Genomic DNA, 26288 nt, shown 5'->3' on the forward strand with positions numbered 1-26288 from the left:
CCAGCAGGTCAACTGGAGAAATGCAATGGAAAACTCCTCACCCACCGACCTCCCCGAGTCACTAAAGTCTGGAGTCGAGTCCTTGTCGGGCATGCAGATGGACCGTGTGGTCGTCCACGACAACTCCCGAAAGCCGGCTCAGCTCAATGCCCATGCTTATGCGCAGGGCAGTCAGATACATATTGCTCCCGGCCAAGAAAGTACTTTGCCGCACGAAGCTTGGCATGTAGTGCAGCAGGAGCAGGGACGCGTGTCGCCAACCGTACGAACCCCTATAGGCGTGGGCACAGACGAAGAGGCACTAGGTCCGAGCTCTGTTGGCAAGCAACTCACAAACGGGCGCTAAAAATCGAGGTTAGGCACTGGAAATGAAAAATCTCATACTCATTGCCGCGCTCATGGCGGGCGCGTACTTCTGGTTCAGCGATGGAAATCACCAAGAGCTTGCTTCCGGAGTCGAAGAGCAGTCACTTTCCGGGTCGTCGTCGTTTGGGCATGCAGACAGCAATCGTCAGGTGCAAAGCGAGGGTGTTGTCGTAAAGGTTCTTCCTGACGACAACCAAGGCAGCAGGCACCAGAAGTTCCTCCTTGAGCTATCGTCCGGTCAAACAATTCTCATTGCCCACAACATTGATCTGGCCCCGAGGGTTTCGCCTATTACGGAGGGTGATGTCATTGCCTTCAACGGCGAATATGAGTGGAACGAAAAAGGTGGCGTTGTGCATTGGACCCATCGCGACCCAAATGGCAGACATGAGGCTGGCTGGCTAAAAACCGGCGGCAGAACCTACCAATAAGCGCACAAATGCTTGCGCTGTCGACCACCCCATTCATTTCCATGAGAAACACCTATGTTCACCACCACCGTCATGCCCCGCTTCTATGAGACGGACGCCTTCGGGCATGTCAACAACACGGTCGTGGGCGGCTGGTTCGAAACCGCGCGCGAGCCGATCTTCCGCATCTTTTCGCCGGGCATGGATATTCGCCAGCTGTCGCTGATTCTGGCGCGCACCGAGGTGGATTTCATCGCGCAGATTTATTACGGCAGCGAGGTGACGCTGAACACTGCCATTGAGAAGTTGGGCAATTCATCGTTTGTGGTGCTGCATGAGGCCTGGCAGGGCGGCGTGTGCGTGGCGCGCGGCAAGGCCGTGCAAGTGGCCTTTGATTTTGCCACGCAAAAATCGCAACCGCTCACCGAGACCCAGCGTCTGGCACTGGCAGCGCATCTGGAGGGTTGAGGCTGCAAGCCTACTCAGCCAGGTACTGATAACGGCGCCTCCGCATCCTTGGCGCGCCGTCGGGCGGCGTGCTAAAAAGCCAAATCCTTGAATCGGCTTTAGGAGTGCACCTCCATGTCCTACTTTGTTTCGGCCATGTTGATTGTGGTGGGGGTCATTCATTTGCTGCCCTTGTCGGGTGTACTGGGCAGTGACCGACTCGCAGCACTGTATGGCATTTCCTTTAACGAGCCTAACCTCGTCATCCTTATGCGCCATCGCGCTGTGCTTTTTGGTCTGCTCGGCCTGTTTTTAATCGCGGCGGCTTTCCAGCCTAACCTGCAAACAGCAGCCTTTATTGCCGGCTTTGTCAGTGTTGTGTCCTATCTTCTGTTGGCGTGGTCGGTGGACGATTACAACGTGCAACTGGCGCGGGTGTTCACGGCAGACATCGTTGCCTTGGTGTGCCTGATCATGGGCGCTGTTGCTCGGCATAAGCTGTTGTCATGAGTGATCAACTTCAGCATTTCAACCCGGTATCGCTAAGCCCCAACCCCCTGCAACTCATTCACCGCGATGACCATCTGCTGGCGGTACACAAACCCGCTGGCTTGCTCGTGCATCGCAGCCCCATAGATCGTCACGAGACCGAGTTCGCGTTGCAATACGCCCGTGAGCTGAACGATGGTGAGCATGTCTATCCAGTGCACCGGCTGGATCGACCCACCTCAGGCCTGCTGCTATTCGCCCGTGACCCCGAGACGGCTAGCGCTTTAGGGCAGGCGCTCATGGCCGGTGACATGGCCAAGACCTATGTGGCGATGGTGCGAGGCTGGACACCAGAGAGCGGGGTGATTGATGAGCCCTTGCGGGACAAGGCGATTGATCGCCGCGATACCCGCGAGCAGGTGATGCGTGAGGCGCGAACGCACTACCGGCGCCTGGCGATCACGGAGATTCCCGTGGCAATAGAAGGCTATGCCAGCAGTCGTTACAGCGTCGTGGAGTTGAAACCGGAGACGGGTCGCCAGCATCAGTTGCGACGCCACCTGCAGCACATTAGCCATCCCATCATTGGCGATACCAATTATGGCCGTACGCGGCATAACCACTATTTTGCCCAGCGATTTGGTGCCAGTCGGCTCATGCTGGCGGCCACGGCACTGAGCTTTCGGCATCCGTACACGGGTCAGGCGATGACACTGACTGCGCCGCTAGAGCCTAGCTTTCAGCAGTTATTAGAGATTTTCGAGCCGGGCGCGGGTGTTTAGATTGCGCGCTGCCTTTCCTGTTGAGTAACCAGCAACGCTTCCATGGCCTCGGCGGATACGGGTCGGCTGATGTAATAGCCTTGCACATAGTCGCAGCGTTCGCGGATTAAGAAATCGAGGTGGCAGGGCATTTCCACCCCTTCCGCGACCACGGTCATGCCCAGCTCATGCGCCATGGTAATGATGGCGCGCACGATGGCGCCATCTTCGGTGCTTTGCCCAACTTCACGAATAAACGATTGATCGATCTTCAGGGTATTCAGCGGAAATTTTCGCAGTTGGCTGAGGGACGAATAGCCCGTGCCAAAATCATCCAGCGCAATGGCAATGCCGCGCTCACGGACTTTTGCCAAGATGCTGGCAGCCATGTCTGGATCGTCCATCAGTGAGGTTTCGGTCAGCTCAATTTCCAGTTGCTCGGCGGGCAGGCCGCTTTCTGACAGTGCGTTATTGAGCGTGAGCATCAAATCGCCTTTGTGCAGCTGTTGCGGCGGAATATTCACCGCCACGGTGAGCTCGCCAAGACCGGCGCGTGACCAGGCCAAGACTTGCTCGCACGCTTGTTGCAACACACGCTCGGTAATCACGGAAATCAGCCCGGTGTCTTCCGCCAGTGGAATAAAGTCGCCGGGATAGAGCAGACCCAGGGTGGGGTGTTGCCAGCGTACCAGCGCTTCCATGCCCACAATGCGCTTGCTCATGAGCGACACTTTGGGCTGGTAATGAACCAAAAATTCATCCCGGAAGATGGCTTTGCGTAGGCTGTTCTCGAGGTTCAATTGCTCGATAGTGGCGCTGCGTAAATCGGGCGAATAGGTGCGCCACTGGTTGCCGCCCAAGCGCTTGGCTTGCTGCATGGCGAGGTCGGCGTGATTGACCAGAATGGCGAGTTCGCGGCCATGCTCAGGGAACAGGCTGATGCCCAGCGAGGCGCCCAAGAGCAGCTCGTGGTCCGCCACGCGGAAGGGCAGGCGCAGCTGCGCGATGATGTCTTCGCAGAGCCTGTCGAGCTCGTCATTGCTTTTGAGCTCGGTGAAAATCAGTGCAAACTCGTCGCCGCCTAAGCGCGCCAAGGTATCTAAACGTGTGCCCATTTCCAGTAAGCGCCGACCAGTTTCACGCAAAATGGCGTCGCCCACTTCAAAGCCCAGGCTTTCATTGACCTGTCGAAAGCGATCTAGGTTTAAGTAGATCAGTGCTAAGCGTTGGTCGTTTTCGCGGGCACGGGTCATCGCCGCATGCAGGCGATTGCGCAGTTGGCGACGATTGGCCAGCTGGGTGAGGCGGTCGTGGTTGGCTAAATAGTCGAGCTTTTTCTGCGTCTCTTCGGCTTCACGTTCGCGGGTAATGTCGCGACGAATGCCGAGCATACGCAGCGGTTTGCCTTGGGCATCCCAAAGCACCACACGGCCTTTGTCTTCCACCCAGACCCAATGCCCGCGCTGATGCTTGAGCCGGTATTTGGCTTCATAGCGCGGCGAGCGGCGGCGTAAGTGACGAACAATATTACGCTTCACCAGTCGCAGGTCTTCGGGATGCACACGCTCTTGGACTTGTGTGAGCAGGTCATCACAGCCGCCGTCGTTACAACCCAGCAAGGGCTCAAGGTTGGTGTGTTTGAGCGTGCCGTCTGGAATAGACCAGTCCCACAGCGCAATACCGGACGCTTCAATGGCCAGCGTGAGGCCTTCCTGACTTTCTTTTAGCGCTTCGGTACGTTGCAGTACGCGGGCTTCCAATTGGTTATTGAGCTGATGCAATTGCTGCTCGGCCAAGGTTCGCGTTTTTACTTCGATGGCCAGCTGCTGGTTTGAGGTCAGGGTGTCGTACTGCGTGTCGCGCAGATGCTGAATCAGTTTTTCATTGTCGATACGCAGGCGCAGGCTGCCCAGCACCATGCGGTTCAGGTAACGCGCGCTGAGAATCAAAAAGCCCCACCAAATGGCACCGATGGTGGCCACGGTGAGATTGGTGGAGCTAGGGTGCATGATTAAATGCAGCAAAGACGGCGTAAACGTAATAAAGGTGAAGGCAATGAACGCCCGCAAATAACCCGCGTAGGCGGTGAGGGCGGCAATGCCCTGAGCGGCCAAGAGGGCGGCTAATAAGACCTGACGATTAGCGACATCCGATAAATAGTCGCTACTGGGGAAAATACGCGGATTGAAATCAACAATTGCAAAAACCCAAAAACTGGCCGTCATCACGGCAGTCGCCGTAATGATGACACCGAGGGTGTTTAGATTTTGTGAGACGCGTCGGCCGTACCACCAAACCAAGATGCCGCGACACCCCAAAAAGACTAGAAAGCTCGCAGCCCAAATCAGAATCTTGGTATTGCTGGCGTAGGGCCAATCCCAAAAAAGCCAGGTGGCGGCCAACACAGACAGTGCGGTAATGACCAAAAAGCGAGGGAGCTGCTGCTGTACCTGGCGCAACTGAATATTCTGTAACTCACGCAGTTGCTGGGCTTCACGAGCGGCCACGCGCTCGCGTTCCTGCACGCTCATCAGTTCGGCGGCAAGGCTAGCGTTGGTGTGTTGTGTTGACGACGACGCGGTGTTGGCCGGTTCTGTCATGCCGCTTTCCCTCAAACAGCAGCGGGTGTCCTCCCCGCTGTCTGTAACTAGGCGCTTACCATAACATTTGACGGGCTAAGCGAAAACGCCTGAGTGTCCGTGGTCTACAATAGCGCGCATGAACGACTCTGAATTACTCCGAGGGCTGAACGCAGCCCAACACGATGCCGTCACCTGTGACAGCCAACATCTCTTGGTACTGGCCGGCGCCGGTTCGGGCAAAACACGCGTATTGACCTCGCGCATCACGCATTTCTGCCAGAGCTTTGGTATCTCGCCGTTTGCGGTGATGGCGGTGACGTTTACCAACAAGGCTGCGCATGAGATGCGTGCGCGCTTAGAGCAGCAGCTCGGCATTGCCACGCAGCCCCTGTGGATCGGCACCTTTCACGGCCTGGCCCATCGCTTTCTGCGCGCCCACTTTAAGGAAGCGGGACTGCCTCAGACCTTTCAGATTTTAGATAGCGATGACCAGCAACGCGTCATTAAGCGAGTCTTGAAAGATTTGCAGCTCGATGAGGAAAAGTGGCCGGCACGGCAGGCGGCGAGCTTCATTAATGGCAATAAGGAAGAGGGTCGTCGACCGCACCATATTCAACACAACGGCGACTTATTTACCGGCACACAACTACGTATTTATGCGGCCTACGAAGAGATTTGTCAGCGTAGCGGCATGATTGATTTTGCCGAAATTCTGCTGCGCAGTCATGAGCTGTGGCTGAACCATCCGGAGTTGCTCAAGCATTATCAAATGCGCTTCCGCATGATCTTGGTCGATGAGTTCCAAGACACCAACAAAATTCAGTACGCCTGGCTGCGCATGCTGGCGGGCGAGCACGGCATGCTCACCGCGGTGGGCGATGACGACCAGAGCATCTACGGCTGGCGTGGCGCCTGTATTGAGAATATCCGCACCTTCCAGCGTGACTACGCCGATGCCGAGCTGATTCGCCTCGAACAAAATTACCGCTCCACCTCGGCCATCCTGCAGGCGGCCAACGCGGTCATCGCCAACAATGGTGATCGCCTCGGCAAGAACCTGTGGACGGAGCGTCCGAACGGCGACCCGATCCGGGTCTATGCCGCCTTCAATGATCTCGACGAGGCACATTACATCGCGCGCACGCTCGATGACCGTTTCCGGGCTGGCACGGCACGCCGCGACATGGCGATCCTGTATCGCTCCAACGCGCAGTCGCGCGTGCTGGAAGAGGCGCTGTTGCGAGCGCAGATTCCGTACCGCATCTATGGCGGCCTGCGCTTCTTCGAGCGCGCCGAAATTAAGAATGCCGTGGGTTATTTGCGCCTGCTGCAGCAACGTGATGACGACACGGCCTTTGAGCGCGTTGTGAATACGCCAACACGCGGCATCGGCGATAAGACCTTGGAGCTGCTCCGCCAAGTCACGCGTGAGGAAAAAATTAGCCTGTGGGCAGCGGCCGAAGCCGTGCTCAAAGGCAAGCTCCTGCCCACGCTAGCCAGCAGTAAACTCGCAGCCTTCTTGCAGCTCATTGAGACCCTTGATGCGAACACGCGCGACGTTCCGCTCGGTGAGTTGATTGAAGCGGTCATTGAACAGAGTGGATTGGTGTTGCATCACCAGAAAGAGAAAGGCGAGAAGGGCCAGGCGCGGGTGGAGAACTTGCGCGAACTGATCTCCGCCGCGCGCGAATTTGAAGTGGAGGACGATGAAGCGCCGTCCGCCCTCGCCGCGTTTCTCGACCATGCCGCGCTGGAAGCAGGCGAGCAGCAGGCCGGCGAGTTCGAGGATGCCGTGCAGCTGATGACGCTGCATGCCGCCAAGGGCCTGGAGTTCCCCATTGTGTTTCTGGCCGGCTTCGAGGAGGGCTTGTTCCCGCACGAGATGGCGCTGAAAGACGGGAATATCGAAGAGGAGCGCCGGCTCTGCTATGTCGGTATCACCCGCGCCATGCGCGAGCTCTATATCACCTATGCCGAAGTGCGCCGGCTTTACGGCAGCGAGAACCATCATGTGCCATCGCGTTTTCTGCGCGAAATGCCGGAAACACTGCTGGAACCGGTGCGCGTGAAATCGGCACCGACGGCGATGAGCTATCGCGGTGGCAGCAGCGTGCCCAACAGCGCCTTGCCCGCCAACCTCAAACAAAATTCCTTGGGTGGCGATGCCACCGGTGATGGCAGCTGGGGCTTGGGTCAGCGCGTGGCGCATCCGCGCTTTGGCGAGGGCGTGATTCTGGCGTTCGAGGGCAATGGCCCGAATGCGCGTATTCAGGTCAACTTTGCCGATCTCGGCAGCAAGTGGTTAGTGGCCCAGTACGCGCGCTTAACGCGGGTTTAAGTACTCGCGATGGGTAGCAACCGGGTGCGGCCATTCCCATCCAGAGCCACAAACGTAAAGCGGCCCTCGGTCAGTTTCACTAGGCGCTGGCCATTGAGCGAATTGACCCAAGCTTCCACGTGAAATTTTAATGAAGAGCGTCCAACGCTTTCGAGATGCGTATAGAAGCTAATCACGTCGCCAATTTTGACCGATCGCAAAAAGACCATGCTATCGATGGCGACCGTTGCCGTTCGGCCTTCAGCGCGCGCCGAGGCAGCTACGCCTCCGGCAATATCCATATTGGCGACGAGCCAACCGCCGTATATATCACCCGTGGCATTGGTGTGAGAGGGCAGTGCCACGAGTTGTAAGGTGAGTTGGCCAATGGGACCTGTGATGGTGTAATCGGTGGGTTCTTGTTCTTGTATGTTCATGTGGACTTCCCAGTCTTATTCTTTGGAAATCCTAGCGTATAAAGGGAGAGCCCGAATATACGGAAAAAAAACAAAACGGCCTTTCGGCCGTCATGTTCATCAGACAGCGACGAGTTACTTGGCGGATAAGTAAGCGTCAATGATGTCTTGGCTGTGGCTGCGAACCGTCATGCCTTCTGGGCCTTCGCCAATGCGGGAGACCGACACGGCAGGTTCACCCTGGGCTTTGAAGGCGGCGAGCTCAGGCGAGTTGGCCTTAAACACCCAGAGACGACCATTTTCAACATGGGCTTCGAAGCCGGCTTTATTAAAGTCAGTGCTAGCGAAAGCGACACTGCTGATGGCTAAAAAAGTGGTTAGTGCTAAGCGACGAATCATCATGAGGTTGCTCCATATAGAAGAGAGAGTTGTGCAAACGGAAATGATTCTGCGAGAGAATTATGACGAAATGACGACAGTCGGGCTGGCGCATCGGTCAAGATATTGTCATCTTATGTTCACAATTCGCCGTCAATATTTGCACCGTAGCGAATTAACCCCCTTGCGGAGTGAGTAAAAATGAACGCGAAGACACTGATTGTTGCCATGGGCCTAGGCCTTTCCCTGTCGGCACAAGCCGCTGTGGACCCTAAGTTGCCTGCCTACACGAAAACCTCTGGTGTGTCGGGCAACTTGACCAGCATTGGTTCGGACACGCTGAACAACTTGATGACACTGTGGGCTGAAGATTTCAAAAAGATGTATCCCAACATCAATATTCAGATTCAAGGTGCCGGCTCTTCCACAGCACCACCCGCCATGACACAGAGCACTGCTAACTTTGGTCCGATGTCGCGCATGATGAAGGGCAACGAAATTCAGGCTTTTGAAGCGGCTAAGGGCTACAAGCCAACTGCCGTTCCGGTGGGTATTGACGCCTTGGCGGTGTACGTACACAAGGATAACCCCATCAAGTCCATGACCATGCAGCAAGTGGATGCTGTGTTCTCCTCAACGCGTAAGTGTGGTCTGAGCAAGTCCGTGAACAAGTGGGGCGATCTGGGTATGACGGGTGCTTGGGGCAGCCGTGACATGCAGATTTACGGTCGTAACTCGGTGTCAGGTACTTACGGTTACTTCAAGGAAACCGCCCTGTGTAAGGGTGACTTCAAAACCAACGTTAACGAACAGCCAGGCTCCGCATCGGTTGTGCAGTCGGTTTCCGGCTCCATTAACGGCGTAGGTTACTCGGGTATCGGCTACAAGACTTCCGGTGTTCGTGCGGTTCCGCTGCAGGGTAAAGACGGTGAGATCTACGATGCTAACGAGAAGAACGCACTCAGCGGTAACTACCCGCTGGCGCGTTACCTCTACGTATACGTCAACAAAGCGCCGAACAAGCCACTGCCACCACTGGAAGCTGAATTCTTGAAGTTGGTGCTGTCGAAGCAGGGTCAATCGGTCGTTGAAAAAGACGGCTACATCCCTATGCCGGCAAAGCAGGCTGAGAAAGTTCGCAAAATGCTGGGTTTGTAATACGCGAAAAGTTAGTCGTTACACGGTGAAAAAACAAAGGGGGCCTAGCCCCCTTTGTTTTGAAGTAAAATTGCAACAATTGCGACATAAACTGTCGTTTACAAACGAAGTAGACCACCTCGTCTTATAGGGTTGCGTGATGGACAAAACACCTGCGGTATCAGCCACCACTCAGAATCGGCTTTTGATGCAACGCCAACGGCGCTTCAAAGATAAGCTGGCCAACATCACGATTGGCATGGGCGGTGTGACCGTCATCTTGTCTATTCTGCTCATTTTCTTTTACTTGCTGTATGAGGTTTGGCCGCTGCTCAAAGGCAGTGACTTAACGAAAGGTAGTTCCGTGGCGTCGACCACACCATCACTTTACCTCGATGCAGACGAGTACAACTCGCGTGGCCTGCGTATTCAGGCAGACGGTCAATACGACGTGATTGATGCCAAGTCCGGCACGCTTTTATCGCGTAATCCCCTGCCGTTGCCTGAAGGCGTGACGGTGGCATCCATTAAAAAAGGCTCCGTGTTATCGGGGCTGATCGGCTTTGGTTTATCCAACGGCCAGTTACTCGTAGCCAAGCCTCAGTACACCACGCAATTCGATGATGCCACGAACGCGCGTCAGGTAACCGCATCCTTAGAGTATCCATATGGTGAACAGCCGATCGTTGTTAATGCCGATGGCCAGCCGCTGACCACGTTTTATGTTCGCGGTAACGAAAGTGAGCTGGTGGTACTGGCAAAAACGTCAAACGGCTTGGAGCGTTTGACCTATGCCATGAGCGGTGGCGAGGAAGCCGGTGGTTTGTCGCTGGGTTTAGATGAAGCCAGCGAGGGCAGCGAAGCCGCACTCACCGAAACCGAGCGAACATTGCTGCCTTACAGTGGCGGACCCATCACGGAAATCGTGTTGGGCCAAGACGGTGTTTGGGGCTATGTGTTCCATGATCGCAATCAACTCGCCATTTACAGCCTGCGAAACGAGCCGGTCCTGAATCAAGAAATTACCGTGGCTGAGCCCGGCGTTGATGTGACAGCAGTGACGGCGCTGCTAGGCAATATTTCGCTGATCATTGGCGATAGCCGAGGCCAAGTCAGCCAATGGTTTCAGGTTCGTAAAGAAACTGCCGATGGCGAAAAGTTTGAGTTAACCAAGATTCGTGGCACTAAGTTGGGCGATGCGCCCATCACTGCGCTGACCGGCGAGCCTGGCCGTAAAGGCTTTGTGGCGGGCGATAAAAAAGGCGTGATGTCGTATTACTACACCACTTCGCAACGCCTCATCGGGCAAGAGCAGGTTTCGACGACACCCATTCGTGTGCTGTCAGTGTCGCCCCGCTCGCAAGGTATTTTAGTGCAGTCGGAAGATGCCTTTAGCTTCTGGGCGTTGGAATCGGAACACCCAGACGTGTCTATGGCTTCGCTGTGGAGCAAAGTCTGGTACGAATCGTATCCAGAAGCGTCCTACACGTGGCAATCGTCTTCCGGCAACATTGATTTCGAAGGCAAGCTGTCCTTAATGCCGCTGACCTTTGGTACCTTCAAGGCCGCGTTCTACGCCATGGTCTTGGCGGCTCCGTTGGCGATTTTTGGTGCGATGTACACCTCCATGTTCATGGCACCTGCGCTGCGCCGCAAAGTAAAGCCGACCATTGAGCTGATGGGCGCGCTGCCGACGGTTATTTTGGGCTTCTTAGCGGGCTTGTGGTTAGCACCCACTATCGAAGCTAACTTGCCTGGTATTTTCAGCCTGTTAATTCTGACCCCGCTGGGCATCTTGTTATTCGGCATGCTCTGGTCGCGACTGCCGCAAGAAAAGCGCCTGTTTAGCGAAGGCTGGACGCCGATTCTGCTGATCGTACCGATTCTGCTGATTGGCTGGTTCTCGTTTGCTATGTCCAAGCCCGTTGAAGTGGCCTTCTTCGGTGGCGATGTTCGCCTCTGGTTGGAATCTGAAACTGGTCTGAACTTCGACCAGCGCAATGCCCTGATTGTGGGATTGGCCATGGGCTTTGCGGTGATTCCTAGCATCTACTCCATTGCCGAAGATGCGCTGTTCGCGGTGCCTCGTCATCTGACGAATGGCTCCTTGGCGCTGGGCGCTACGCAGTGGCAAACCCTAACGCGCGTTGTACTTCCAACAGCGTCGCCGGGTATTTTCTCGGCGGTCATGATCGGTTTTGGTCGCGCCATTGGTGAAACCATGATTGTGCTCATGGCCACGGGTAATACGGCGGTCATGGATTGGAACATCTTCGAAGGCATGCGCACGCTGTCGGCGAACGTGGCCGTTGAAATGGGCGAGGCTGAGGTGGCATCTACGCACTTCCGCGTCTTGTTCTTGTCGGCTTTCGTGCTGTTTGTGCTGACCTTCGTGTTGAATACCGCAGCAGAAGTGGTGCGTAACCGCCTGCGTAAAAAGTACGGCTCTCTGTAAGGGAAGTGGATTGACTCATGAAAGCACGTGAATATTTTAAATCCGGTGAGGCCTATGTTTGGCTAAATGCCGGCACGGTCGCCATCTGCCTGATCATGGTGTTAGGCGTACTTGGCCTCATCGCGGTGCGAGGCTTGGGCTACTTCTGGCCTGCCGATGTAGTGCAGGCGCAGTATTCGGTACCGGGCAGCAGCCAAATTGAAACTGTTGTCGGCGAGATTTATGACAGCAAAACGGATACGGCTAAACGTTTGGCAGAATCGGGCATTGCTGTGCCCGAGGGCATCACGGCAGTTGAGCGTATTTCCATTAAGCAAGGTAATCGCGACCAAGGCCAGCCGGACTTCCGCTGGGTATTTGCTGACACCCTGAAAGAAGTTCAATACCCCGAAGATATCGTGGTGTTGGAGCGCTTTGAATGGGGTAGCTTCTATGGCCGCCTAAAGTCGGTGAGCGAGAATGGCACTGAAGTCGCTTCAGGCCCAGCCGCGTGGGACGCGCTGCAAGATCGCTTGGATCGTAGCAATGATTTGCTAGCGGACATGGCCGACATTGAAAAAGGCGAGATTGGTACCATCAACTTCGCCCTAGAATCTCTGCGTCTGGAAGAGAAGCGTCTGCAACTGGAAAATGCGCTGACGGAGACGGAAGTTGCTCGTATTAACTCTGAGCGTGATGCCCTGAATGCGCGTTATGCCAAACTGGCCGAGCAGCTGGATGCCTTAAAGCAGCAGGGCACGCGCGACAGCGCGACATTCGTGACGCCGCAAGGCAACGAAGTGGATATTTCACTGAATAAAATTGTTGCCGCCACGCAGCCAAACGCCATGAATGTGTTCGAGAAGATCGGCCACTACTTCAAGAACCTCTGGCACTTTTTGTCTGGCGACCCGCGTGAAGCCAACACCGAGGGTGGCATTTTCCCTGCCATCTTTGGCACCGTGCTGATGGTGTTGTTGATGACCGTTTTGGTGACACCGTTGGGCGTAATTGCCGCCATTTATTTGCGCGAATATGCCAACCAAGGCGCCATTACTCAGATCGTTCGTATTTCGGTAAACAATCTCGCCGGCGTGCCTTCTATCGTTTACGGCGTGTTTGGCTTGGGCTTCTTCGTGTATTTCTTGGGCGGCAATATTGATGCCCTGTTTTACCCCGAGGCTTCTCCAGCGCCTGTATTCGGTACGCCAGGCCTGCTTTGGGCGGCCATTACCTTGGCTTTGCTGACTTTGCCGGTGGTGATTGTGTCGACCGAAGAAGGTTTGTCGCGTATTCCGCGTGCACTCAAGGAAGGCTCGCTGGCATTGGGCGCAACCAAAGCGGAAACGCTGTGGCGAGTCATTTTGCCCATGGCAACGCCGTCGATTTTGACCGGTGTGATTCTCGCCATTGCTCGCGCTGCGGGTGAAGTGGCCCCCTTGATGTTGGTCGGTGTGGTTAAGTTGGCACCTACCTTGCCGCTCGACATGAACGCGCCGTTCCTGCATCTCGAACGTAAGTTCATGCACTTAGGCTTCCATATCTACGACGTCGGTTTCCAGAGCCCCAACGTTGAAGCGGCACGTCCGCTGGTTTACGCCACCGCGTTCCTGCTGGTGACGGTGGTGGTTGCGCTGAACCTATCGGCAATCAGCCTGCGTAACCGTTTGCGTGAAAAGTACAAGGCCCTAGAAAACTAATTAGGACGGCTGGTGGAGACACCAGCCATCACAACCTGACAGAATCCTGAGAAGAGCGATGAGTTTCGATATGGACAAGCCCATGACTAATGACACCCCAGTAACTGCAAGCAAGGGTTACAACATGACTGGCAACGACGATGGCGCAATGGGTCGTACTAGCCGCCAACTGCAGTTAGGTAACGAAGAAGTGTGTGTGGAAACACACAATCTGAACTTGTTCTACGGCGATAAGCAGGCGCTCTTCGACGTTAACATGAAGATTCCGAAAAAGCGCGTGACGGCATTCATCGGCCCGTCCGGTTGCGGTAAGTCGACGCTGTTGCGTACCTTCAACCGCATGAATGATCTGGTTGATGGCTGCCGCATCAATGGCGAAATTAAGCTCGATGGCCAGAATATTTTTGACCGTTCGGTAGACATCACTGATTTGCGTCGTCGTGTTGGGATGGTGTTCCAAAAAGCCAACCCATTCCCGAAGACGATCTATGAAAACGTCGCTTATGGTCTGCGTTTGCAAGGCCAAAACAATAAGCGTGTGCTCGACGAAGTGGTGGAAAACTCGCTGAAAGGCGCGGCCCTCTGGGACGAAGTGAAAGACCGTTTGAACGAGTCTGCACTTGGCCTGTCTGGTGGTCAGCAGCAGCGTTTGGTCATTGCCCGCGCCATTGCTGTAGAGCCCGAAGTGCTGTTGCTCGATGAGCCCTGTTCGGCGCTAGACCCGATTTCCACACTGAAAGTGGAAGAGCTGATCAACGACCTGCGCGAGCGCTTCACCATCCTCATTGTGACGCACAACATGCAGCAAGCAGCGCGTGTGTCCGATTACACTGCCTTTATGTACCTCGGTAAGATGGTGGAGCACGGTGATACCGATACGCTTTTCACCAACCCGAAAAATAAACAAACCGAAGACTACATCACCGGCCGTTACGGTTAATGAGGCGGAGCTAAGACCATGCAAAGCAAAGATTACGCTCACCATATTTCCGGCCAGTACAACGCAGAGCTGGAGGAAGTTCGTACCCACTTCCTCGCCATGGGTGGTCTGGTTGAAAAGCAAGTATCGGACAGTATTAACGCCTTGCTCGATGCCGACTCGGCACTGGCGTCATCCGTACAAGAAAATGACCGCCGAATTAACCAGATGGAATCGGGGATTGACGAAGAAATTATTCGTATTCTTGCCCGTCGTCAGCCGGCGGCATCCGACTTGCGCATGATTATCGCCATTGGTAAATCCATTACCGATCTCGAGCGCATGGGAGATGAAGCGGCCAAGATCGCGCGCGCAGCCCTTTCGCTGTGCGAAGAAGGCGAGTCGCCACGCGGCTATCTGGAGTGCCGTCACATCGGTAATCAGGTGCGCTTAATGATTCACGAAGCGCTAGATGCGTTCGCGCACTTCGATGCCAACCAGGCCTTCAAGGTCATGCAGGCCGATGCCGAAATCGACATCGAGTACAAGACCGCTACGCGTGCGCTGGTGACTTACATGATGGAAGACCCACGCGCTATTTCGCGCGTGCTCAATGTCATGGGCGTATTGCGTTCGCTGGAGCGTATTGGCGATCACGCGCGCAATATCTCCGAGCAGTTGATTTTCTTGGTTAAGGGTGCGGATGTGCGTCACAGCAGTTATGAGCAGATACAACGCAAGCTCGAAGACTGAGTGAGTAACAAAAAACCGGCGATAATCTCGCCGGTTTTTTTATGCCCTTAAAACGGGATGGCGCTGGCGCGTTTGTCGGCCCAGGGATAGGCCAGCTCCAGTTGCCTGGCGATACGGAATAGCGTGACCTCATCGCCGTAGCGACCGGTGAAGAGGGTGCCTATGGGCAGGCCGTCAGCATTCCAGTCTAAAGGCACCGACATGGAAGGCAGCCCTGCGGCGTTAGAGGGCATGGTGTAAGCGGTGTAATCAAAAATATCGCGGGCATTGGACAGAATAAAGTCGCGCTGTTTAGCCACATTGCCCAAGGGCAGGGTATTGGCCAGGGTCAGCAAGGTACGTTGGCCAAAATCAGGTTTGAGCGCGCCAATCGCGATAGGCGGGCTGCCCAAGGCGGCGGAAACCACCACATCAAAGCCATTCGCCCATTCCGCATAGTCGCGACAAATTTTTTGCAGCGACCACTGCGAGCTCACCAGCTCCTCGCCACTGATGGCACGACCCATATGAATTAAGGCCCATGTGCGAGGTTCGAGCTCGTGACGCTTGGCTTTGCGACCCACGTTTACTTCCAACTCAGCGAGTGTCGCGGCGGTGTCGGCAGCAAGCAGACGCACATAATGAAAAATGAAGTCATCACCCACAAGGGGTGGATCGCTAACGATGACCTCATGCCCTAAATCCGTTAAGCGCTTGGCGGTAGCCTCTAGCGCAGCGAGGCAGTCGGAGTGCAGTTGGCGGCTAACCACCGGCGTTAGCGTCAGCGCAATACGCAAGCGGCCAGGCGCGACGTTCAACTGGTCTAAGTACGGCACGTTAGGTTTACTGAGTTGAAAGCTGCTGCCGGGTAAGGCCCCAGCGGTGAGGTCAAGCAAGGCGGCTGAGTCGCGTACGCTACGCGTGATGGCATGTTCTACGGCAAAGCCGAACCAGTGGTCGCCGGTTCGCGGGCCTTGCGGTTGACGACCGCGTGACGGCTTTAAGCCAAACAGGCCAGTACTGGCTGCTGGCGTACGAATGGAGCCGCCACCATCGCCGGCGCTGGCCATGGGCACAATGCCAGCAGCGACGGCTGCTGCAGAGCCACCGCTAGAACCACCGGGCGTACGATCCAGATGCCACGGGTTACGCGTAATGCCTGTAGAAACAGGCTCAGTGCAGGGCATTAAGCCAAATTCAGGGCTGGCCGTTTGACCAAACAGCGTAAGGCCACCCGATATGAAACGTTCGACCAACGAGCTGTGCTGTGACGACACCAGCGTGTTGAGCGCAAAGCGGGAGCCGCAACCCAGTGGCTGGCCGGCGACGGCCGCGAGTAAGTCTTTCGTTAGAAACGGCACGCCATAGAACGGTGTGCCCGGCACTTGATCGGCACGCTGCACGCGAGCGGCTTCTGGAAAGGTTCGAACCACGGCGTTAATGAGCGGATTCACCTGCTCAATACGCGCTAAGGCCAGCTGTAACAACTCATCGGGCTGTACCTCGCCTTGCCGCACCAGTTGCGCTAAACCGAGGGCGTCGTATTGAACGTACTCATGAAATTGCATGGTGGCCTCGCGCAAATAGTGAACGAAATGGTCAGTGTTCGATAATCTCAGCAATGACCGATGGCGGGAAGGTGCAGGTGAATCGCGATCCTTTCCCCAAGTCGGAATGAATATCGAGATGCGCTTTATGCTGCATCAACACATGCTTAACGATCGCCAGCCCCAGGCCCGTGCCACCGGTCGCTGAGCTGCGGGCGGCGTCGGCACGATAGAAACGTTCGGTAAGACGGGGCACATGTATCGGGTCGATACCAATGCCGTTATCGCTAACGCGAAAGTAGGCGCCCTGGCTGTCGGACCACCAGCGCACATGTATCAGGCCGTTGTCGGGTGTGTACTTCACGGCATTGGTGACAAGGTTGGAGAAGGCCGAGCGCAGATCCGCTTCGCGGCCGAGCAGATTCAAGCCGTGTTCCACTTCCAGGGTCACGCTCTGACCTTTGGGCTTGGCCATCGCTTCGGCATCATGATGAATCTGGCGCAAGAGTCTCGGTACATCGACCCATTGCGGTTCACGATCATCCGGTTGACTCTCCAAGCGCGATAGCATGAGCAGGTCGTTCACGAGGTTATTCATGCGCGTGGCTTGCTGCTGCATTTGGCTCAATGCACGCGTCCAGCGCGGCGCGAAATCTTCGATCTGATCGTTGAGAGTTTCTAAGTAACCACTGAGTACGGTGAGCGGCGTTCTTAACTCATGCGACACGTTTGCGACAAAGTCTTTGCGCATTTGTTCGAGGTTATGCAGGCGCGTGATGTCGTACACAATCATGAGCCTGTCGTTATCACCGAAGCGCGTGATCTCAAATTGCAGATGTTGCCCCGGTGTTCGCGGGGAAGCCATTTTCAGGCCATCCTCATAGGGGCCAAATTGAAAATAACGATTGAAACTTGGGGTACGAATGAGGTTAAGAATGGGCTGGCCGCGGTCGCGTGGGCGTATGCCCAGTAGGGCCTGCGCTGCGGGGTTCCACCACTCCAAATTGCCAGCGCTGTCGATGAGCGTGACGGCTTCTTCCAGAGCCGATACAGAGGCGCGGGCACGCTCAATAATATTGAGCAAGTTATCGCGGGAACGACGCTCATTGCGACGCAGTTGGAAAATGCCTTGAAAAACTTCATCCCAGCTGCCGTTGCTGTCCGGCACATCTTGTTCTGGGTTGCGCAACCATTCACGTAGACGCTCAAGGTCGCGCAGTGAGCGCCAAAGAAAAAGCACCAAGACGGCTGCAATTGTCCATCCTGCGATGCCGAAGAACCAGCCGACGGCGCCTGCAGCAACGATGGCTAGCAGGAGCTCACTGGTTTCACGTTCGGGGAGATATCGCTTCACGGCGCCTCAGCGCGATCCTCGACTTGCGTCGAGAAGCGGTAGCCGGTGCCGCGAACGGTCTGAATAAAGCGTTCGAAGCCGAAGGGCTCCAGCGCTTTGCGCAGACGGCGGATGTGCACATCAATGGTCCGGTCTTCAACATAGACATTGCCGCCCCAGACCTGATCGAGCATCTGCGTGCGGGTGTAGGCGCGCTCGGGGTGGCTCATGAAAAAGGCCAGCAGACGGTATTCGGTTGGGCCCATTTCCACGGGCTTGTCGTGCGCGGTAATCCGGTGGCTGACCGGGTCGAGCTTCAGGCCTTCAACCTCAATCGCCTTCTCCTGGTTCAATGCGCTGGAGCGGCGAAGTACGGCCTTAATTCGCGAGATCAGCTCACGAGTTGAGAACGGCTTGGTGATGTAGTCGTCGGCACCGGCGTCTAGGCCTTGGATCTTGTTGTCTTCCTCGCCACGCGCGGTCAACATGATGATAGGGATTTCGCCGGTATTTTCGTCACGCTTGAGACGACGCGCCAGCTCAATACCGGTCATGCCGGGCAGCATCCAGTCGAGCAGAATTAAGGCGGGCCGCTCATCGACCACGAGGTGATGTGCTTGCAAGGCATCTTCAGCTTCAATGCATTCAAAACCGGCTAAATCCAAGGCGATGGCGATCATCTCGCGGATAGCCGCTTCATCATCGACGATTAAAATACGTTCGTTTTTCATGTGACGGTTTACCGTGAGTGAAGTGACACTCTCATTACACGCAGATTTCATGACGGAAATATTACTATTTCATGTCGTGGCGTGAAAAAGCCATCCGCCCAAGAGTGCGACAAAAACGACCAATCCGACAATGTGGTTGTTTTTGAACGCATCCAAACAGGTTAGCGGCTCTCGAGCGCGAGTTTGCCATGCCTGCAAAGCAAACAGTATGAAAGCAGCCAGCAGTCCCGCATACCAAGGCCAGCCTAGGCTGAGCTGTTGCCCTAGCAGGAACAAGCCCACTAAAAACAGGCCTTGCAGCAGGCCAACCATGAGTAAGTCGAGCTCACCAAACAAAATGGCGGTGGATTTGATTCCCGCCTTAAGGTCATCGTCGCGATCACACATCGCGTATTGCGTGTCGTAGGCCACGGTCCAGGCTAAGTTGGCACTGTAAAGTAGCCAGCACAGCGCATCGGGCGATTTACCTTGGGCCACAAAAGCCATCGGGATAGCCCAGGAAAACGCCGCGCCTAAGACCACTTGCGGTAAATAGGTGTAGCGCTTCATAAACGGATACAGTGTGGCTAAGGCCAATGCGCCAAAAGACCAATAAAACGTTTCGCGGTTTAGCCAGAGCAGCAGCGAGGCGCTGAGGCCGACTAAGAGCGCAAACAGCAGCAGGGCCTCTTTCGCGCTGACACGGCCGGTGACCAGTGGACGTTCTGCCGTCCGTGCAACTTCGCCATCCCAATGCCGATCAGCATAGTCGTTAATGACACAGCCGGCGGAGCGCATAAACACCACGCCTAGGGTGAAAATCAGCACGATAGACAGGCTGGGATGGCCGTCGCCTGCAATCCAGACGGCCCACAGCGTAGGCCAGAGCAACAGCCAAATGCCGATGGGGCGATCGAGTCGCATGAGGGCAATAAAATCGGGCAGGCGCGAAGCGAAAGAGGCCATAGCGAGTCAGTCCAAAAGCGCGGGTAAAAAGGCCTCTGCGACCAAGATCGGATGGCCTTGCAGAGACAGGCGTGATCGCCTCGCCCAGCATAATTGATTCCGCAACAGAATTTGCGCGCAGGCAATGTCGCCGCGAACCAATTGCGGGTTGCGGAAAAGAACGCTGCCCAGAGATTGATTGCCCAGCCGCGTTAAGCGTCGCCCCATGCCGATGAGGCTGCTGCGCGGCAAAATGGAGCGGGCCTGAACCCACACGTCGTTCTGGCAAATCAGTTGAACCTCACGAATCCACGCCAATTGGCCAGCAGCCAAACCCAATTGCGCCCGCTCTTCGCGATGCGGCAGCGCCCAGCCCTCGTGTAAAACGCTTACGCGTAGTTGGCCCTGCGCTTTGCGTTGCAGGCGCGCGGTGAGCGAGCCGGGCTCCTTGAGCCAGCTTCGCCATTGCGTGGGTGGAGCAATTTGCCAGTGCCGTGTCGACGGAAGCCAGAGCGCTGGGTGATGCCAATGCGTGCGGTGTTTTTGCATGATGGCGCGAGCATGACGATGTGTTTCAGGGGACGCAAGCTAACGAAGCTTAGAGTCATAGTCATTTGCTATCATTTAATTATAAATAATATATTTTCTATTGTTTATGGGTCTGGTTAAAGTGCATTTGAACCGAGCAGCTAGCCCCTGTTCGCAGCCGATTCTACGAGGAGTATGCAGCATGAAAATCAACGTTACCGTGACCGGAAAAAACTTGGAAGCCGCTTTCGCTGGCGAGTCGATGGCCTTCATGAAGTACAGCTACTTTGCCAAAGTGGCTCGTGCCATGGGCGATGAAGCCACTGCCGCCGCGTTTGAGGAAACAGCGAAACAGGAAATCCAGCACGCCTTTGGTCACCTCGATATTCTCTATCCCAAAGAAACGCTTACGCCCGCCAACATGTTGGAAACGGCGATTGCCGGCGAGACCTACGAGTACACTGAAATGTACCCTAAGTTCCGCGAAACAGCAGTAGCGGAGAACAACGCGGATGCCATCCAAGAGTTTAGCGAGCAGATTGCCGAGTCTCAGGAGCATGCTCAGTGGTTCCAGCAGGCGCTGTTAAAAGCAGAGAAGCGTTTTGCCGCGCTGGCGAAAGTCGAAGAGCGCCATGCCAATCACTACAAGCAGGTGTTGGCGAACGTTCAAGCATGACAGTGTTTGATGTAAGGGTTTGATGTAACATAGCGCGCCGAATTGCATGTGCCAGCTGGCGCGCGTACCGTATCGACGCTGTCACAGTGGCGATCATAAATCCGAAACGAATTTGATGAATCAGGGGTAAATCATGAAGAAGTGGCAATGCATCGTATGTGGTTTCATTTATGACGAAGCCGTAGGCATGCCGTGGGACGGCGTTCCCGCCGGGACCTCGTGGAATGACATTCCAGCAGATTGGCTGTGCCCAGACTGTGGCGTGGGTAAAGACGACTTTGAAATGGTGGAGATCTAAGTCATGCGCCCGTTAATCATCCTCGGTACGGGTCTGGCCGGTTACACGCTGGCCCGCGAATACCGCAAGCTCAATGCCGAGCGCGAGCTCGTGCTGATTTCGCAGGATGATGGGCGCAGCTACTCCAAGCCCATGCTGTCGAACGGACTCAGCAAGGGCAAAACGGCAGATGCTATCGCGATGGCATCCGCCGCAGACATGGCCTCGCAACTGAAAGCGACCGTGCATTCGCATGTTGCCGTCACCGCGATCGACCGTGCTGCTCAGACAGTTACTGTGCAGGCCGCCGACGGCAGTAGCGAAACGCTGGCCTATGGCGATCTCGTACTGGCAGTTGGCGCTGACGTTTTCCGTCCACCACTGGGTGGTAACGGCGGCGAGCGCGTCTACACGGTTAACGACTTGGAAGACTACGCTCGTTTCCGTGCTGCTATTGGTGAGAGCGGTAAGCGCGTACTCATTATTGGTGGCGGTCTGATTGGTTGTGAATTTGCCAATGACTTGTCCGCCAGTGGTTTTGCGGTGGAGCTGGTCGAGCCTATGGGTCGCCCGCTACCGACGTTATTGCCCGAGCGCGCCTCGGCAGCGGTGGCGGAAGGTTTGCGTTCCCTCGGTGTGAACTTCCATTTTGCAGGGGTTACGGCGGTCGATCTGGCCGGTGATGGCGTGAGCGTCACGCTATCGGACGGAAAGTCCGTCGCAGCCGATGTGGTGCTTTCTGCCATTGGTTTGCGCCCGCGTGTTGCGTTGGCACAGGCTGCAGGCTTAGAGACGGCTCGCGGTATTGTGACCGATCGCTTGCTGCGCACCAGCGACGAGCATATCTATGCGCTGGGTGATTGCGCTGAAGTGTCTGGCAAGGTGCTGATGTATGTGCTGCCGCTGATGGCTGCTGCGCGTGCTTTGGCCAAGACCTTGGCCGGTGAAGCGACGCTGGTGAGCTACCCAGCCATGCCGGTGCAGATCAAGACGCCGATCTGCCCAATTGTGGTCTCGCCAGTGGCCCCGAATACCGAAGGTGCTTGGGAAGTGGAGGCGGATGGCGCTAATGTGAAAGCTAGCTTCCGTGCGGCTAATGGCGACCTGTTGGGCTTTGCCTTAACGGGTAGCTATGCCACCGATATGAAAGTTAAATCGGAAATGGCCAAGGGGCTGCCAGCAATTTTGGCTTAAGCCCACTGCGGAACCATCAGTGAAAATGCCGGCATGTGCCGGCATTTTTTATGCAGAGGGGAAGCGGGTTAGCGCTGCTCTGCAGCCCCTGCTTGCTTGTACAACGTGCGGGCACGATCAATGTCTTGCTCCACGCCGTCTCCCGTTAAGTACATATCGCCAAGGCGCGACATGGCTTTGGCATAGCCTTGATTCGCCGCTTGTTCAAACCAACGAGCAGCCTTGCGACGATTCTGACGAACACCTTCTCCGCTGTAGTACATCTGCGCCAAGTTAAATTGCGCCTCTACGATGCCTTGATCAGCGGCCTCCTCATACCAGTCGGCGGCCTTGCCTTTGTCCTGCGGAACACCAACGCCTTGGTCATACATCAGGCCTAAGTTGTTTTGCGCGAGAGCTGAGCCTCGTTTTGCTGCACGGGTGAGTAGCTCTGCGGCTTTGCGGCGATCCTGGGGAAGACCCTTGCCCTCGTAGTAAGACATGCCTAGGGCGTAGAGGGCTGGTGGGTAATTTTGCTCAGCAGCCAAACGGAACCAGGTGTTGGCCACTTTATAGTCGCGCTCCACACCTAAGCCGCTGAAATACAGCGCACCTAGGTTGTATTGCGCACGGTCTAAGCCTTGTTTAGCCGATTTTGTAAACCACTCGGCTGCTTTCGTGCGATTACGCACCAAGCCATCGCCGTTGTAGTAAAAAATAGCAAAGTTGTATTGAGCTTCGGGCGACCCACGCTGGGCCTCTAGACGAGTTTGCGCCAAGGAGACGGTGCTGCGATCACCTTTGATGCTAGGGGCAGCATACGCCGCCGAAATGCCTGCACATAAGCAGAGCATCACTAAGCGATTCAAACGCGATAGGGGCATATCGTCATCCATTGAACAAAAGTACGATTAACAATTTACCAATCGATTGTCGGCACGGGAAGTGCAAAGCCCATGCAATGTGTTGGAATTGTGTTTAAACGGTCGCGTAATGGTCTTTTTCTGCAACCCAGCGTTGCAGGAGTGCTTGCTCAAGTCTAGCGTTATCTCGCATGAGGTGTTCTGCCAGCACGCGAGCCGGTTCTAGCAAGTGATGATCTCGCAGCAAATCCGCCATGCGAAAACTGATATCGCCTGTTTGGCGAGTGCCTAGTACTTCACCGGGGCCTCGCACACTAAGGTCTTTTTCTGCAATAACAAAACCATCTTGCGAGTCACGCAGAATTTGCAGGCGTTCGCGTCCGAGGCCGGATAACGGGGTTTGATAAAGCAGCACGCAGAAGCTTGCCGCCGATCCTCGTCCCACACGCCCGCGTAATTGATGGAGCTGAGACAGACCTAAGCGCTCCGGATTTTCAATCACCATGAGACTGGCGTTGGGCACATCCACGCCAACCTCAATGACGGTGGTGGCGACGAGCACGGCTATCTGACCACTCGCGAAGGCGGCCATGATGGCGGCCTTGTCAGCCGCTTTTAGCTGGCCATGAATTAAGCCAATGGCGAGATGGGGCAGAGACTCCCGCAGCAAATCAGCCGCGACCTCTGCGGCTTGCGCTTGGATTTGTTCATTGTCTTCAATCAATGTGCACACCCAATACACTTGTTGGCCATTGGCGACATGATGGGCAATACGCGTAATCAGGTCGTCGCGTCGGGTGGCGGGAAGCACGACGGTCTGGATGGGTTGTCGGCCCGGCGGCAAGCCCTGAATCACGGACGTATCGAGATCGCCATAAGCGCTCATGGCCAACGTGCGCGGAATAGGGGTGGCTGTCATGATGAGTTGATGGGGAGCGAATCCGCTGGCCAGGCCGCGTCGGGTCAGCGCTAAGCGTTGCTCAACACCGAAGCGATGTTGCTCATCAATAATCACCAAACCTAATCGGGCGAATTGCACGCTGTCTTGAAACAGCGCGTGCGTGCCGGTGACCAGGCGGCACTCGCCCGAAGCGATGCTGTTGAGCTGAGTCTGTCGCGCCTTGCCGGTGACTTTGCCGGCCAGCCATCCTACTGGAATGCCCAAGGGCTCGAACCAACTTTGAAAGCGCTGGCGATGTTGCTCTGCCAGAATTTCCGTGGGGGCCATGATGGCCACTTGGTAACCAGCGGCGAGTACGGGGCAGGCAGCGAGTGCGGCTACCACGGTTTTGCCAGAGCCTACATCCCCTTGAACCAAGCGCAGCATAGGCGTGGGTTGTTGCAGATCGTGTCGAATTTCGTGCAGTACCGTCTGCTGACCGAGGGTCAGTTGAAAGGGCAGTTGGTGAAGAAACTGTTCACTGAGTTGGGCGCTGTCGGTGCAGGCAGGCGCGGGCCACTGTCGTTGACGCTGGCGACGTTGCAGCAGACTGAGCTGATGTGCCACCAGCTCCTCGAAGGCTAATCGTTGTTGCGCAGGATGCTCGCCCGCAAGCAAGCGACGGCGGTCGCTATCGAGCGGTGGCGCATGCACATAGCGCAGGGCATCGGCCAAGGTCCAGCCGCCGCTGCTGCGCGCGGGCAGCACATCCACCAGTGCATCGGTTTGATCCAGCAGGGGCAGGGCTCGTGCCATTAACTCCCGCAATCGGCGTTGCGTCAGGCCATCCACCAACGGGTAAATTGGCGTGAGCGTGGCGGTCAGGCTGGATTCGGGCGACGCCGCTTCTTCACTCAGGAACTCGACTTCAGGATGCACCATTTCAGGTCCTAGCGGGCCCAGGCGCACCTCACCAAAAACGCGTACGCGCAGACCTGGCCGGTAGCTTTCTTTTTGACTTTGTCGGAAATGGTAAAAGCGCAGGGTAAGGCCGCCCGTGTGGTCACGCAGGCGAACGAGCAAGGCGCGGCGGCGACCAAGTGCGATATCCGCGAGTTTCACTTCGCCTTCGGCCAAGGTGGTCATGCCAGGAATCAACGCGCCGAAGGGCGTGATTTGACTACGGTCTTCGTATTGGCGAGGGAGAAGAAACAGCAGGTCTTCAACCGTGTTAATGCCTAGTTTCGCAAGCTTTTCGGCTAGCGCCGGGCCTACGCCACGGAGTTGACGCATGGGCAGCGAGTGAAGAAAGCCGCTGGCCGATGTCATGTGAGACGAACAGCGCCCGGGAGTTGCAACAATTGCAAGGCTTGTGTGAGTGCCTCTAAGGCGCGCCGACGCGGGAAGCGGTAGCGGCTGGCAAGTACGATTTGGCGCATAGGGGCAGGTTTGAGCGGTCGAGAAATAACGTCGTCGTCTACTAGGTAAGGTTCGGCAATAGCCGGGATAAACGTGCTGCCCAGGCCGTTGGCAACCATATGACGCAGCGTCATGAGCGAGCTGCCGGTACGGATGCTGCCGGCGGCACTGCTCAGGGCACAAGTCTCTAGCACTTGGTCTCGGAAGCAATGGCCTTCTCCGAGCATCAAGAGCGGGCTATTACTGACCTCACTACTATTAATGCTGCGGCGTTTCGCCCAAGGGTGTTGCGCCGACATTAACAAGCTAAAGGGCTCTTCAAACAAGGCTACGACGCGTGTCTCCGGTGGCTCGAAGGGCAGAGCCACCAGAATGGCGTCTAAGTCGCCATTGGCGAGTTGTTGATCAAGCACATGGGTATAGTTTTCTTCTAAATACAGCTTTAAGGGGCTGGCACTGGCTCTGAGTTGCCGTATTAAGGCCGGAAATAAGTAGGGCCCCAGTGTAAAAATGGCGCCGACACGCAGGGGTTCGGCAAATTCGTCTCTGGCCTGATTGGCGAGATGCGTGAGTGTTTCCGCTTCATTGAGCACCACTTGCGCTTGTGCAATGACGGCTTCGCCGGCAGGTGTGACGAGGACCCCATGACGATGGCGTTCGAATATACTCAAATTGAGCGATTCTTCGAGTTTGCGAATGGCCACCGACAGCGTCGGTTGCGCCACATGGCAACGCTCAGCCGCGCGGCCAAAATGGCGCTCTTGGGCTAAGGTGACTAAATAACGAAGCTCGGTCAGTGTCATGGGCCATCACACGAATTGGTTTCAATGAACAGTAGCTAAAACCTAT

Annotated in this window: 25 protein-coding genes; 14 read left to right on the forward strand and 11 right to left on the reverse strand. The window is 55.8% G+C overall.

All coding sequences use genetic code 11. The annotated features are described in order from the left end of the window. Positions 1-25 precede the first annotated feature (25 nt). The 5 genes from AC14IB_RS10255 (at position 26) to AC14IB_RS10275 (ending at position 2494) form a co-directional block, all read left to right on the forward strand. On the forward strand, positions 26-346 hold the full coding sequence (locus AC14IB_RS10255) for an eCIS core domain-containing protein (protein ID WP_484231779.1): 321 nt from the start codon (positions 26-28) through the stop codon (positions 344-346). A 22-nt stretch (positions 347-368) separates the two neighbouring features. Continuing rightward, entirely contained in the window at positions 369-797 is a 429-nt protein-coding gene (locus tag AC14IB_RS10260; RefSeq protein WP_484231780.1) for a DUF3465 domain-containing protein, read from the forward strand. A gap of 54 nt (positions 798-851) precedes the next feature. Continuing rightward, positions 852-1244: an acyl-CoA thioesterase gene (locus tag AC14IB_RS10265; RefSeq protein ID WP_484231781.1), complete on the forward strand. Its 393-nt coding sequence runs from the start codon at positions 852-854 to the stop codon at positions 1242-1244. A gap of 114 nt (positions 1245-1358) precedes the next feature. After that, positions 1359-1733, forward strand: coding sequence for a phosphopantetheine adenylyltransferase (locus tag AC14IB_RS10270; protein ID WP_484231782.1), 375 nt, complete (start codon positions 1359-1361; stop codon positions 1731-1733). Beyond that, the gene (locus AC14IB_RS10275) at positions 1730-2494 is read left to right on the forward strand and encodes a pseudouridine synthase (protein WP_484231783.1); all 765 of its coding nucleotides are present in this window, start codon (positions 1730-1732) and stop codon (positions 2492-2494) included. Before AC14IB_RS10270 ends, AC14IB_RS10275 begins: the two co-directional genes overlap by 4 nt. Here the strand turns inward: AC14IB_RS10275 and AC14IB_RS10280 are convergent. Continuing rightward, a complete protein-coding gene (locus AC14IB_RS10280) occupies positions 2491-5073 on the reverse strand; it encodes a putative bifunctional diguanylate cyclase/phosphodiesterase (protein ID WP_484231784.1) in 2583 nt (860 codons plus the stop codon). The genes AC14IB_RS10275 and AC14IB_RS10280 overlap by 4 nt on opposite strands. 118 nt (positions 5074-5191) lie before the next feature. Between AC14IB_RS10280 and uvrD the strand changes: the two genes are divergently transcribed. Further along, the gene (gene uvrD, locus AC14IB_RS10285; protein ID WP_484231785.1) at positions 5192-7393 is read left to right on the forward strand and encodes a DNA helicase II; all 2202 of its coding nucleotides are present in this window, start codon (positions 5192-5194) and stop codon (positions 7391-7393) included. On the opposite strand, the gene AC14IB_RS10290 is transcribed toward uvrD, so the two are convergent. Further along, the gene (locus AC14IB_RS10290; RefSeq protein WP_484231786.1) at positions 7390-7809 is read right to left on the reverse strand and encodes an acyl-CoA thioesterase; all 420 of its coding nucleotides are present in this window, start codon (positions 7807-7809) and stop codon (positions 7390-7392) included. The two genes, uvrD and AC14IB_RS10290, sit on opposite strands and share 4 nt — an antisense overlap. A gap of 114 nt (positions 7810-7923) precedes the next feature. Then, complete coding sequence (locus AC14IB_RS10295; protein WP_484231787.1) at positions 7924-8190, reverse strand: hypothetical protein; 267 nt, start codon at positions 8188-8190, stop codon at positions 7924-7926. Between the two features lie 177 nt (positions 8191-8367). On the opposite strand from AC14IB_RS10295, the gene AC14IB_RS10300 reads away from it, so the two are divergent. The 5 genes from AC14IB_RS10300 (at position 8368) to phoU (ending at position 15109) form a co-directional block, all read left to right on the forward strand. Next, the gene (locus AC14IB_RS10300) at positions 8368-9324 is read left to right on the forward strand and encodes a PstS family phosphate ABC transporter substrate-binding protein (protein ID WP_484231788.1); all 957 of its coding nucleotides are present in this window, start codon (positions 8368-8370) and stop codon (positions 9322-9324) included. Between the two features lie 187 nt (positions 9325-9511). Then, positions 9512-11758, forward strand: a complete 2247-nt coding sequence (locus tag AC14IB_RS10305) for an ABC transporter permease subunit (protein WP_484231789.1) — start codon at positions 9512-9514, stop codon at positions 11756-11758. Positions 11759-11775: 17 nt separating this feature from the next. After that, on the forward strand, positions 11776-13437 hold the full coding sequence (pstA, locus tag AC14IB_RS10310) for a phosphate ABC transporter permease PstA (RefSeq protein WP_484231790.1): 1662 nt from the start codon (positions 11776-11778) through the stop codon (positions 13435-13437). Positions 13438-13519: 82 nt separating this feature from the next. Next, entirely contained in the window at positions 13520-14377 is an 858-nt protein-coding gene (pstB, locus tag AC14IB_RS10315; RefSeq protein ID WP_484231791.1) for a phosphate ABC transporter ATP-binding protein PstB, read from the forward strand. Between the two features lie 18 nt (positions 14378-14395). Beyond that, positions 14396-15109: a phosphate signaling complex protein PhoU gene (gene phoU / locus AC14IB_RS10320; RefSeq protein WP_484231792.1), complete on the forward strand. Its 714-nt coding sequence runs from the start codon at positions 14396-14398 to the stop codon at positions 15107-15109. A gap of 47 nt (positions 15110-15156) precedes the next feature. On the opposite strand, the gene AC14IB_RS10325 is transcribed toward phoU, so the two are convergent. From AC14IB_RS10325 to AC14IB_RS10345, 5 genes are all read right to left on the reverse strand, one after another. Next, entirely contained in the window at positions 15157-16656 is a 1500-nt protein-coding gene (locus tag AC14IB_RS10325; protein WP_484231793.1) for an amidase, read from the reverse strand. 31 nt (positions 16657-16687) lie between these two features. Further along, positions 16688-17989 carry a phosphate regulon sensor histidine kinase PhoR gene (phoR, locus tag AC14IB_RS10330; protein WP_484231794.1) on the reverse strand — a complete coding sequence of 434 codons (1302 nt, stop codon included), beginning with the start codon at positions 17987-17989 and terminating at the stop codon, positions 16688-16690. Continuing rightward, positions 17986-18699, reverse strand: a complete 714-nt coding sequence (gene phoB / locus AC14IB_RS10335) for a phosphate regulon transcriptional regulator PhoB (RefSeq protein ID WP_484231795.1) — start codon at positions 18697-18699, stop codon at positions 17986-17988. Before phoB ends, phoR begins: the two co-directional genes overlap by 4 nt. A 69-nt stretch (positions 18700-18768) precedes the next feature. Next, positions 18769-19644, reverse strand: a complete 876-nt coding sequence (gene ubiA, locus AC14IB_RS10340; protein ID WP_484231796.1) for a 4-hydroxybenzoate octaprenyltransferase — start codon at positions 19642-19644, stop codon at positions 18769-18771. Between the two features lie 6 nt (positions 19645-19650). Next, the gene (locus tag AC14IB_RS10345; protein ID WP_484231797.1) at positions 19651-20172 is read right to left on the reverse strand and encodes a chorismate--pyruvate lyase family protein; all 522 of its coding nucleotides are present in this window, start codon (positions 20170-20172) and stop codon (positions 19651-19653) included. A gap of 181 nt (positions 20173-20353) precedes the next feature. On the opposite strand from AC14IB_RS10345, the gene AC14IB_RS10350 reads away from it, so the two are divergent. From AC14IB_RS10350 to AC14IB_RS10360, 3 genes are all read left to right on the forward strand, one after another. Continuing rightward, positions 20354-20827 (forward strand): rubrerythrin family protein, encoded by a 474-nt coding sequence (locus AC14IB_RS10350; RefSeq protein WP_068857799.1) that lies wholly within the window; start codon positions 20354-20356, stop codon positions 20825-20827. A 133-nt stretch (positions 20828-20960) separates the two neighbouring features. Then, a complete protein-coding gene (locus AC14IB_RS10355) occupies positions 20961-21125 on the forward strand; it encodes a rubredoxin (RefSeq protein ID WP_068857800.1) in 165 nt (54 codons plus the stop codon). A 3-nt stretch (positions 21126-21128) separates the two neighbouring features. Next, positions 21129-22298 (forward strand): NAD(P)/FAD-dependent oxidoreductase, encoded by a 1170-nt coding sequence (locus AC14IB_RS10360; protein WP_484231798.1) that lies wholly within the window; start codon positions 21129-21131, stop codon positions 22296-22298. Positions 22299-22366: 68 nt separating this feature from the next. Here the strand turns inward: AC14IB_RS10360 and AC14IB_RS10365 are convergent, their stop codons facing one another. The 3 genes from AC14IB_RS10365 to AC14IB_RS10375 all read right to left on the reverse strand — a co-directional run bounded on the left by AC14IB_RS10365 (position 22367) and on the right by AC14IB_RS10375 (position 26242). Then, the gene (locus AC14IB_RS10365; protein ID WP_484231799.1) at positions 22367-23161 is read right to left on the reverse strand and encodes a tetratricopeptide repeat protein; all 795 of its coding nucleotides are present in this window, start codon (positions 23159-23161) and stop codon (positions 22367-22369) included. Between the two features lie 94 nt (positions 23162-23255). Then, positions 23256-25349, reverse strand: a complete 2094-nt coding sequence (gene recG / locus AC14IB_RS10370) for an ATP-dependent DNA helicase RecG (RefSeq protein WP_484231800.1) — start codon at positions 25347-25349, stop codon at positions 23256-23258. Beyond that, positions 25346-26242: a LysR substrate-binding domain-containing protein gene (locus AC14IB_RS10375; RefSeq protein WP_484231801.1), complete on the reverse strand. Its 897-nt coding sequence runs from the start codon at positions 26240-26242 to the stop codon at positions 25346-25348. The genes recG and AC14IB_RS10375 overlap by 4 nt, the downstream gene beginning before the upstream one ends. Positions 26243-26288 lie beyond the last annotated feature (46 nt).

Source organism: Perlucidibaca sp. (assembly GCF_057084925.1).

What these genes read in the sequence shown, in the direction of transcription:
- AC14IB_RS10255 (WP_484231779.1), top strand. Translation starts at nt 26, where the DNA reads ATGGAAAACTCCTCACCCACCGACCTCCCCGAGTCACTAAAGTCTGGA.
- AC14IB_RS10260 (WP_484231780.1), top strand. Translation starts at nt 369, where the DNA reads ATGAAAAATCTCATACTCATTGCCGCGCTCATGGCGGGCGCGTACTTC.
- AC14IB_RS10265 (WP_484231781.1), top strand. Translation starts at nt 852, where the DNA reads ATGTTCACCACCACCGTCATGCCCCGCTTCTATGAGACGGACGCCTTC.
- AC14IB_RS10270 (WP_484231782.1), top strand. Translation starts at nt 1,359, where the DNA reads ATGTCCTACTTTGTTTCGGCCATGTTGATTGTGGTGGGGGTCATTCAT.
- AC14IB_RS10275 (WP_484231783.1), top strand. Translation starts at nt 1,730, where the DNA reads ATGAGTGATCAACTTCAGCATTTCAACCCGGTATCGCTAAGCCCCAAC.
- AC14IB_RS10280 (WP_484231784.1), bottom strand. Translation starts at nt 5,073, where the DNA reads ATGACAGAACCGGCCAACACCGCGTCGTCGTCAACACAACACACCAAC.
- uvrD (WP_484231785.1), top strand. Translation starts at nt 5,192, where the DNA reads ATGAACGACTCTGAATTACTCCGAGGGCTGAACGCAGCCCAACACGAT.
- AC14IB_RS10290 (WP_484231786.1), bottom strand. Translation starts at nt 7,809, where the DNA reads ATGAACATACAAGAACAAGAACCCACCGATTACACCATCACAGGTCCC.
- AC14IB_RS10295 (WP_484231787.1), bottom strand. Translation starts at nt 8,190, where the DNA reads ATGATGATTCGTCGCTTAGCACTAACCACTTTTTTAGCCATCAGCAGT.
- AC14IB_RS10300 (WP_484231788.1), top strand. Translation starts at nt 8,368, where the DNA reads ATGAACGCGAAGACACTGATTGTTGCCATGGGCCTAGGCCTTTCCCTG.
- AC14IB_RS10305 (WP_484231789.1), top strand. Translation starts at nt 9,512, where the DNA reads ATGCAACGCCAACGGCGCTTCAAAGATAAGCTGGCCAACATCACGATT.
- pstA (WP_484231790.1), top strand. Translation starts at nt 11,776, where the DNA reads ATGAAAGCACGTGAATATTTTAAATCCGGTGAGGCCTATGTTTGGCTA.
- pstB (WP_484231791.1), top strand. Translation starts at nt 13,520, where the DNA reads ATGACTAATGACACCCCAGTAACTGCAAGCAAGGGTTACAACATGACT.
- phoU (WP_484231792.1), top strand. Translation starts at nt 14,396, where the DNA reads ATGCAAAGCAAAGATTACGCTCACCATATTTCCGGCCAGTACAACGCA.
- AC14IB_RS10325 (WP_484231793.1), bottom strand. Translation starts at nt 16,656, where the DNA reads ATGCAATTTCATGAGTACGTTCAATACGACGCCCTCGGTTTAGCGCAA.
- phoB (WP_484231795.1), bottom strand. Translation starts at nt 18,699, where the DNA reads ATGAAAAACGAACGTATTTTAATCGTCGATGATGAAGCGGCTATCCGC.
- ubiA (WP_484231796.1), bottom strand. Translation starts at nt 19,644, where the DNA reads ATGGCCTCTTTCGCTTCGCGCCTGCCCGATTTTATTGCCCTCATGCGA.
- AC14IB_RS10345 (WP_484231797.1), bottom strand. Translation starts at nt 20,172, where the DNA reads ATGCAAAAACACCGCACGCATTGGCATCACCCAGCGCTCTGGCTTCCG.
- AC14IB_RS10350 (WP_068857799.1), top strand. Translation starts at nt 20,354, where the DNA reads ATGAAAATCAACGTTACCGTGACCGGAAAAAACTTGGAAGCCGCTTTC.
- AC14IB_RS10355 (WP_068857800.1), top strand. Translation starts at nt 20,961, where the DNA reads ATGAAGAAGTGGCAATGCATCGTATGTGGTTTCATTTATGACGAAGCC.
- AC14IB_RS10360 (WP_484231798.1), top strand. Translation starts at nt 21,129, where the DNA reads ATGCGCCCGTTAATCATCCTCGGTACGGGTCTGGCCGGTTACACGCTG.
- AC14IB_RS10365 (WP_484231799.1), bottom strand. Translation starts at nt 23,161, where the DNA reads ATGCCCCTATCGCGTTTGAATCGCTTAGTGATGCTCTGCTTATGTGCA.
- recG (WP_484231800.1), bottom strand. Translation starts at nt 25,349, where the DNA reads ATGACATCGGCCAGCGGCTTTCTTCACTCGCTGCCCATGCGTCAACTC.
- AC14IB_RS10375 (WP_484231801.1), bottom strand. Translation starts at nt 26,242, where the DNA reads ATGACACTGACCGAGCTTCGTTATTTAGTCACCTTAGCCCAAGAGCGC.